Source organism: Agathobaculum sp. TL06 (assembly GCF_054658635.1).
Genome location: NZ_BAAGGY010000044.1, coordinates 1 through 7,798 on the forward strand (window position 1 = coordinate 1; position 7,798 = coordinate 7,798).

Annotated in this window: 7 protein-coding genes; 1 reads left to right on the top strand and 6 read right to left on the bottom strand. The window is 58.6% G+C overall.

The genetic code is table 11. The annotated features are described in order from the left end of the window. The 6 genes from ACYQ3S_RS15245 to iolN all read right to left on the bottom strand — a co-directional run. Positions 1-820: 4-hydroxyphenylacetate 3-hydroxylase N-terminal domain-containing protein (locus tag ACYQ3S_RS15245; protein WP_459690206.1), on the bottom strand; the 820-nt coding region annotated here is incomplete at its 3' end. A gap of 27 nt (positions 821-847) precedes the next feature. Further along, a complete protein-coding gene (locus ACYQ3S_RS15250; protein WP_459690208.1) occupies positions 848-2,152 on the bottom strand; it encodes an acetyl-CoA hydrolase/transferase family protein in 1,305 nt (434 codons plus the stop codon). 16 nt (positions 2,153-2,168) lie between these two features. Continuing rightward, the gene (locus tag ACYQ3S_RS15255) at positions 2,169-3,290 is read right to left on the bottom strand and encodes a 4-hydroxybutyrate dehydrogenase (RefSeq protein WP_459690210.1); all 1,122 of its coding nucleotides are present in this window, start codon (positions 3,288-3,290) and stop codon (positions 2,169-2,171) included. A 231-nt stretch (positions 3,291-3,521) separates the two neighbouring features. After that, entirely contained in the window at positions 3,522-4,499 is a 978-nt protein-coding gene (locus ACYQ3S_RS15260; RefSeq protein WP_459690212.1) for a transketolase family protein, read from the bottom strand. Continuing rightward, complete coding sequence (locus ACYQ3S_RS15265) at positions 4,492-5,358, bottom strand: transketolase (RefSeq protein WP_459690214.1); 867 nt, start codon at positions 5,356-5,358, stop codon at positions 4,492-4,494. The genes ACYQ3S_RS15260 and ACYQ3S_RS15265 overlap by 8 nt, the downstream gene beginning before the upstream one ends. Before the next feature lie 92 nt (positions 5,359-5,450). Next, positions 5,451-6,584, bottom strand: coding sequence for a 3-dehydro-scyllo-inosose hydrolase (iolN, locus tag ACYQ3S_RS15270; RefSeq protein ID WP_459690215.1), 1,134 nt, complete (start codon positions 6,582-6,584; stop codon positions 5,451-5,453). Between the two features lie 425 nt (positions 6,585-7,009). On the opposite strand from iolN, the gene ACYQ3S_RS15275 reads away from it, so the two are divergent. Continuing rightward, positions 7,010-7,666, top strand: coding sequence for a GntR family transcriptional regulator (locus ACYQ3S_RS15275; RefSeq protein WP_459690217.1), 657 nt, complete (start codon positions 7,010-7,012; stop codon positions 7,664-7,666). The last annotated feature ends 132 nt before the right edge of the window (positions 7,667-7,798 follow it).

Sequence of the window (7,798 nt, forward strand, 5' to 3'; positions counted from 1 at the left end):
TCAGGAAGATCATTTCGTTCGGGATGAACACATGGTCGAAGATCACCAGCACCTCATGCCCGCCGTAGACCTTGTTGCCCACGTCGATGTCGTTGTACTCCTCGGTCTTGCGCGTGTCGCAGGACTGACGGCCCAGGATGAGCGTAATACCCTCCGCGTCCGTCGGGCAGGCGAACGAGATCGCGTAGTCCTCGTCCCCCTCGCGCATCGAGATCGTCGGCATCACCAGCACATAATGGCTGTTGATATAGCCGGTCTGGTGCGCCTTCGCGCCCGTGACGTAAACGCCGTCCGCCGTGCGCTCCACCACATGCAGGAACAGGTCCGGATCCGCCTGCTTGGAGGGGGACAGGCTGCGGTCGCCCTTGACATCGGTCATCGCGCCGTCCACCGCCCAGTCGTTCTCCTGCACGTCGGTCCAGAACTTCACGAAGTTATCAAAGTAATGCGTGCCGCACGCCTCGTCGGTCTCATAGGTGGTGGAGTAGACCGCGTTGGACGCGTCCATGCCCACGCAGCGCTGGAAGCAGGCGGCGGTCTTCTGGCCGAGCAGGCGCTGCATCTTGACCTTCTTAATCAGGTCGTCCGTGGACTGGTGCAGATGGGTGAAGCGATTGATCTTCTTGCCCGTGAGGTTGGAGGTCGCGGTCATCAGGTCCTCGTACTGCGGGTCCTCCGCCAGCTCATAGGTCGCCGCGAACGAGTTCAGCGACGGGCGGATGATCGCGTTATCCACCGGATTCTCCACTTTCTCTCCAAAGCTGTACAGGTTCAGGTGCAGCTTCCGCAGCGATTCTATGTATTCTTCTTTTGTCATCATGGTTTTCCTGTCCCCTTTCTGTTTTCCTTATACCGCGGGCGCCTCGCCAAAATGCCGCCCGTATTCCTCCGTCAGTTCTTCGCGGAAATCCGGATGCGCCACCGCGATCAGGCGCCTGGCGCGCTCCCGCAGCGTCTGCCCGCGCAGGTCCGCTATCCCGTATTCCGTTACAATGTAATGCACGTCGTTCCGGCTGGTTGTCACCGCCGCGCCCGCGTCCAGGCGCGCCACGATCTTGGACACCTTGCCCTTAGCCGCCGTGGACGGGAACGCCAGAATGGACCGGCCGCCCCTGCTCATCGCCGCGCCGCGCACAAAGTCCACCTGGCCGCCCACGCCTGAAATCTGCGTCTGACCGATGCTTTCCGCGCATACCTGGCCCATCAGGTCCACCTGCACGCACGAGTTGATCGAAACCAGATTGTCGTTCTGCGCAATCACCCAGGGGTTGTTCACATAATCCACCGGCGCAATCATCACGGATGGGTTATGGTCCACATAGTCATACAGCCGTTTGGTACCCATCAGGAAGTTCGCCACGCTCACTCCCTGGTTATAGTTCTTCCGCCTGTTTGTGATCACGCCGGCCTCCGCCAGCTCCACCACACCGTCCGAGAACATCTCCGAATGGATGCCGAGGTCATGCTTGTCTTTCAGGAACAGCAGCACCGCGTCCGGTATCGCGCCGATGCCAAGCTGCAGGCAGTCCCCGTCGTGGATCAGCGACGCCACATTTTCTCCGATCGCGCGCTCCACTTCCCCGATCTTCGGCGGCGCCAGTTCGATCAGAGGCGCCTCATGCTCCACGATCCAGTCCAGCTCCTTCACCGACACCAGGCTGCGCTCGCCTGTCCACGGCATACATGGGTTGACCTGTGCGATCACTGTTTTCGCATTCTTTACCGCGCTGTATGTATAATCCACCGACACACCCAGCGAGCACATCCCGTTTTCATCCGGCGGGGTGACCATCACCAGCGCCACGTCCGGCTCGAGCGTCGTGTGGAACAGGCCCGGCACCTCGTGGAAAAAGCAGGTCGTGAAATCGCCGCGCCCGCTGTTCACCGCCTCCCGCGTCGCGCCGCCCACAAAGATCGCATTGTGGCGGAAATTCCCCGCATACTCCGGCCGGCAGTATTCGCATCGTCCCATCGCCACCATATGGACGATCTCCACATTACGGTAAGCCGCGGCGTTCGACACCATCGCATCCACGAGAAAGCTCGGCTCCCCGCAGGCATGGCCGACCACCACACGGTCCCCGCTCCGGATGTGCTTTACCGCTTCCTCCGCCGTTGCCGTATGCTCCTTATAATATGCCTTCCAGTCCATTCCTTCCGCGCCCCCTTTAATATGCGCTCTGGTAGACCGCAAGGATCTCGTCCCTTGACAGCGGGACATAGTTATTCCCCAGCAGGCGCTGCTGCGTCTCTACCACGCTGTCCGCGTACCGCGGCAGTTCTTCTTCCGTCACCCCGTACGCCCGCATCGGCTTACGCTCCAAAATCCGGTCCATCAGCACATACAGCTCCTCCAGCCCGCGCTCCGCGCGGCAGCCCAGCAGCTTGGATACCAGCACCCCCAGCTCCACCAGCTTCCCATCCGGCTTTTTCTCCGCGTATTTCTTCATCACCGGCGCGAACATCACCTGGTTGGATTCCCCGTGCGGCACATGGTGCGCGCCGCCCAGCGGGTAGCTCAGCGCATGGACCGCCGCGCACCCTGCGTGTCCGAACGCGATGCCCGCGTAGTTCGATGCCCGCAGGAACTCCGCCGCGTACTGTTTCCACGCGTCCTTCCCGCCGCCATCCGCCGCCGCTTTCCAGCACGGCAGAATCAGCGTCAGCGCCTGCACCGAGAACACCTCGCTCAGCGCGCATGCGTTCGGGCTCAGGTAGCTTTCCACCGCGTGGATCATCGCGTCGATCGACGATGTGGCGAACACGCTGTACGGCAGGCTTTGCAGCAGGCCCGGCACCAGCACCGCTTCATCCGCGTACATCGCCTCCGACACCAGTCCCATTTTCACGCCTTTCCGCGTCCGGTTGATGATCGAGATGTTCGTCACCTCGCTCCCCGTCCCGCACGTCGTGGGGACGATGACCAGCGGATGCTCCTTGCGCAGCTCCTGCATCCTTTCGTACAGCGTGTCCACCGTATCCGTACGCCCCGCCACCGCCAGAACCTTGGCGATATCGATCACCGTACCGCCGCCCACCGCGATGATGCGGCCGTACGACTTATCACGAAGTTCTTCCAGAATCGCGTCCACCATCTCATCCGTGGGCTCCCCGCCGCCGTATTCCTCCTGGAACACCGTCTGGCAGCCCAGACCCAGGCGCGAGATCCCCGGCTCGTAGATGTATCGGTTCGTCACCACCAGGTCGTCCGCGCCCAGCCCCGCCGCTTTCGCATAGCCGGCAAACTCCTTATACTCCGTCACCGACGGTACCATTCGAAAACTTTTCATTTGTTTCCCTCCTTTGTGTATGCCAAAGGCCGCCCGCTCTCCACGGGCGGCCTACTTTCAGCCTGTATGATATTGACAGTGCCGACTCTTCCGTTTTCCCGCTCATGGCACGGTAAACTGCATACCGTGCCATGAAGAGAAGAAAAGAGATAAAAAGAGAATGTGTGTGTAGAAAAATGAAAGAAAAGGATGATATGCGTGAATAGGAAGATCGGCACATTCTCTGTATGGTTAGCTTTGCTGCTTTCTGGCCAGCGCACGCCGCACGGCCGCGGCAATATCCGCGCCGGTCAGGCCGAAGCGCTCCCGCAGATAGCTCACCGGACCCACTTCGCCGAATTCATCCTGTACGCCTACCATTTCCACCGGCGCCGGATGGCGCTTCGCCAGCAGCTCGCTCACCGCGGAGCCAAGGCCGTTGATGACGTTGTGGTTCTCCGCCGTCACGATCGCTCCGGTCTCGCACGCCGCGCGCAGCACCGCGTCCTCGTCCAGCGGCTTCCAGGTGAACATATTCAGCACGCGCGCATTGACCCCCTGCGTCTGCAGCGCACGGGCCGCATCCAGCGCTTCCGCCACGCAGTACCCGCTGGCGATGATCGTCACGTCCGAACCGTCGCGCAGGTGTGCGGCCTTGCCGATCGTGAAATGCGAACCCTCGTCATAAACCTTGCGCACCTCCTTGCGCACCAGGCGCATGTAAAACATGCCGTAGGTATCCGCGATCTGCGGCAGCAGGTCTTTCAGCATCACGATATCGGTGGGCTCGACCACGGTCATCGTGGGGATGCCGCGCATGATGCCCATATCCTCAAACGGCATATGCGTGCCGCCGTTATACGCCGCCGTTATGCCCGGGTCCGACCCGACCACCTTGACGTTCGCTTTATTATACGCGCCAGACATAAAGATCTGGTCGCACGCACGCCGTGTGCAGAACGGGCCGAACGTATGCGCAAACGGTATCTTGCCCCATACCGCCAGCCCGCACGCCACGCCGATCATATTCGCTTCCTGGATCCCGCAGTCCACGGTCCGCGCCGGAAACCGCTTTGCAAACGGCTTCATGCCCATCGCGCCCATCAGATCCGCGTCCAGCGCAACGATGCGTTCGTCCTTTTCTGCCAGCTCCAGCAGCGTGTCGCAGTAGGCCGTGCGCATATCCGATACGTCCGTCCCGTTTTCCTTTGCCAGGATGACCTTATCCATTCCGCGCACCCCCTTCTTCCGCCGGCATCGCCGCGCGCAGCTCCGCCAGCGCCTCTTCCAGCTCCTCCGCTGTCAGCCCGCGGCTGTGGCTCCCCGCCAGGTTCTCTGTCTTGCTCCAGCCCTTGCCCTTGACCGTGTCCAGCACGATCACAGACGGGCTCCCCCGATGGGCCTTCGCCTTTTCCACCGCTTGGTCTATCTGCTCCACATCGTGACCGTCCACGCGCTGCGCATACCAGCCGAAAGCGGTGAATTTCGCGCTGATATCGCCCAGGTTGCACACCTCGTCATTATCCGTGCGCCCGTCTATCTGCAGCTTGTTGAAGTCCACAAATGTAATCAGGTTGTCCAGGTGCTTCGTGCTGGCGAACAGCGCCATTTCCCACACCTGGCCTTCGTCCAGCTCGCCGTCCCCGAGGATCAGGTACGTCCGGTTGTCCCGTCCGTCCATTTTCATGCCCAGCGCAACGCCCGCCGCGGTGGACGCTCCCTGCCCCAGCGAGCCAGTCGTCATATCCACGCCCGGCGTCCGGTTCCGGTCCGCATGACTCGGCAGGTTGGTCCCCGGCTTGTTCAGCGTCTCAAGCTGCTCCATCGGGAAAAAGCCTTTGAGCGCCAGCGCCGCGTACAGCGCCGGCCCGCAGTGTCCCTTGGACAGCACCAGCCAGTCCCGTCCGCACCACTTCGGGTCCTTTGCGTCATACCGCAGGTGCTTGCTGTACAGCACTGACAGCACTTCCGCGATCGACAGCGAGCCGCCCAGATGGCCCGCCGGCACATGCGAGATCATTTTACATACTTCCATCCGGATCTCGCATGCCAAACGCTCCATTTGTATTTTCAGGGCTTGCTTTTCCATTTGTCTCCGCCCCTCCTCAATTCTTGCGGTTGTGTTTCCCAGGGGCGGCACTGCCCCTGGGAACACGCTACATTCCGCGAATCGTTTTGGTCTTATCTGGTGAAGATGCCGCGCTTGGGCAGCTCATGCACAGAGGTCCAGCCCTCGCTCAGCGGCTCCTTGAAGCAGCCCTCCAGCTCCTCCTTCGGGCGGGTGGTGAAGCCTTCCACCGGCGCCGTACCTGCGGGGAAGTCCGCCAGCATCTCGTCGATCATCAGCGTGATGTACTTGCAGATCGCGGCGATCGGGCGCTTCGCCTTGTATGCGTCGCCGCGGCTCGGGTAACCGACTACGCCCTCCGGCGTGCCGTAACGCTCGATCACGGTCTGGCCCTCGCCCTCGGACCAGGTGTGCGCGCGGCCGTAGGAATCAACCGAAGTGTCATAGTGGCCGCGCAGGGTCAGCGGCTTGGGCTGCGCGTCGACGCATACGCTCATATCGACCATGTCGGGGAACAGGAAGTTCGCTACCGCGGTCTCTGCCTCGTCCGCATGGATAAAGTGCGTGGTCAGCGAGTCCGGCTCATCAATCGGAATCCAGAACTCGCGGATCGCGCGGTGCCACTCCAGCTCGGATACGATGCACGGCAGCTGGTAGCGCTTGAGGAACTCCTGCACCGCGGACTCCAGCATCCATTTGTGGCCGTGGTTGTTGACCAGGATGAACTTGCGGTAGCCGTCATCCCACAGGCCGAGCATGGTGTAAATCAGCGTCTCGCGGACGACTTCCTCGGTCACCATGTAGGTGCCGGGCATCGCGGTGTGATGATAGGGGTGGCCGCCGTAGTTGATCGGCGGCAGCGCCAGGGACACTTCGTAGCCTTTCTTCGCAGTGTAGCGGCGAACGCCTTCGCAGATCTGGGTGACCATGTAGGTATCCAGGCCGGACGGGTTATGTACGCCGTGGTTCTCGGTCGTGCCGATCGGGATAAGCACCACGTCGTTCTTGCGGCGCTTCTCCATCGCGATGTGACGCGGGGTATTCTGGATGTAGGTGCCGCCCTTGCCCAGCTCGGATTCCGCCGGCAGGCCATACTCCTCGAGGATCTTGTCGATTTCTTCCTCCGATGCTTCCCACACTGCTTTCTTCAGCAGACCCGTGGAGTTGTTCTCAAACTGGATGCGCGGATAATCCGTCATCCACCAGGTTTCGCCCATGACTTCTTTTTTGTAGGTTTTGCGAGACATAATTGACGCTCCTTTCACGCTTTTCCATTTGTATTTCAAATTTCTTTTCGCTCGGTATACCTGCATTTGTTTTTTACAATCATATGGTATACCATCGGAATTCAAATGTCAATCCCTTTTTCATAGGCAAACCGTCACAAAAACCGCCCTCCGATTTGTGCCTTTTCACAAAACACATCTGTAATATTTTAAATCCAATATATTTTTCGAAGATATCATCTTATTTCTTGTAAAAAAAGTTATCCAATCACCCCTTCTCATTATTTTTACAGGGTTATACGCAGCGTCTTTCCTACATTTTTTCGTGTGAACAGTCTCGTTATCTTCTTAATTGCGTGTTCTGTGTATCTTTTTGTATTGACTTATTTCTTCTTTTGGTATACCATATAAGTGTCAATAGAAACACGGGGTCAGGAGGTGCGTTTGTGGCTATTGCGAACACACAAAGCAAAAAAGAAATTGCGTATCAGGGCATCCGGCAGATGATTTTGAGTGGGAAATACACGCCCTCGGATACGCTCCCTGAGCGTCAGTTGTGCCAGGAGCTGGGCGTTTCCCGTACCCCTGTGCGCGAGGCGTTGCAGGCGCTCGTAAACGATGGCATGCTCGAAATTATTGAAGGCAAAGGCGTCGTGGTCCGCAAGGTGAATCTGCGCGATTTAATCGAGATTTTCGAGCTTCGCCTTGCATTGGAGTCCCTTGCGGTGTATCTGTTTGTTGAACGCGCCACCGCGGATACCGTCGCACAGCTTCGCCGCATATTCGATACCGCCGAACAGGCTTTGATTGATGACGATCATCCTACCTTCATGGAATACGATATGAAATTTCATCATTATATCGCGCAGGAGAGCAAAAATGTTCGCTTAAAGCAAACCATTGTGAGCAATTACGACCAGATTCAACTAATGGCTGTTTCTGTGCGCGATGATCCTGAGTTATGCCGCATCGCCTCGCAAAATCACCAGGCGATCATGGAAGCGGTTGAACGCCGCGACAAGGAGGCCGCCACCCAGCATATGTCCGAACATATCAAGCAGATAAAGCTATATCATCAAAACCGCTATTATCTGTTTGAATGATCTTTTAATGACAAACTTTCAGCCCGCAAAAAAGCAAAGCGACTATATCGAATGATACGACTCTTTCGCAAGCCGCAACTGGTACGTTCTTGTCCACACCATACTGCTTAGGCAGGCTGGGACGAAACCTAT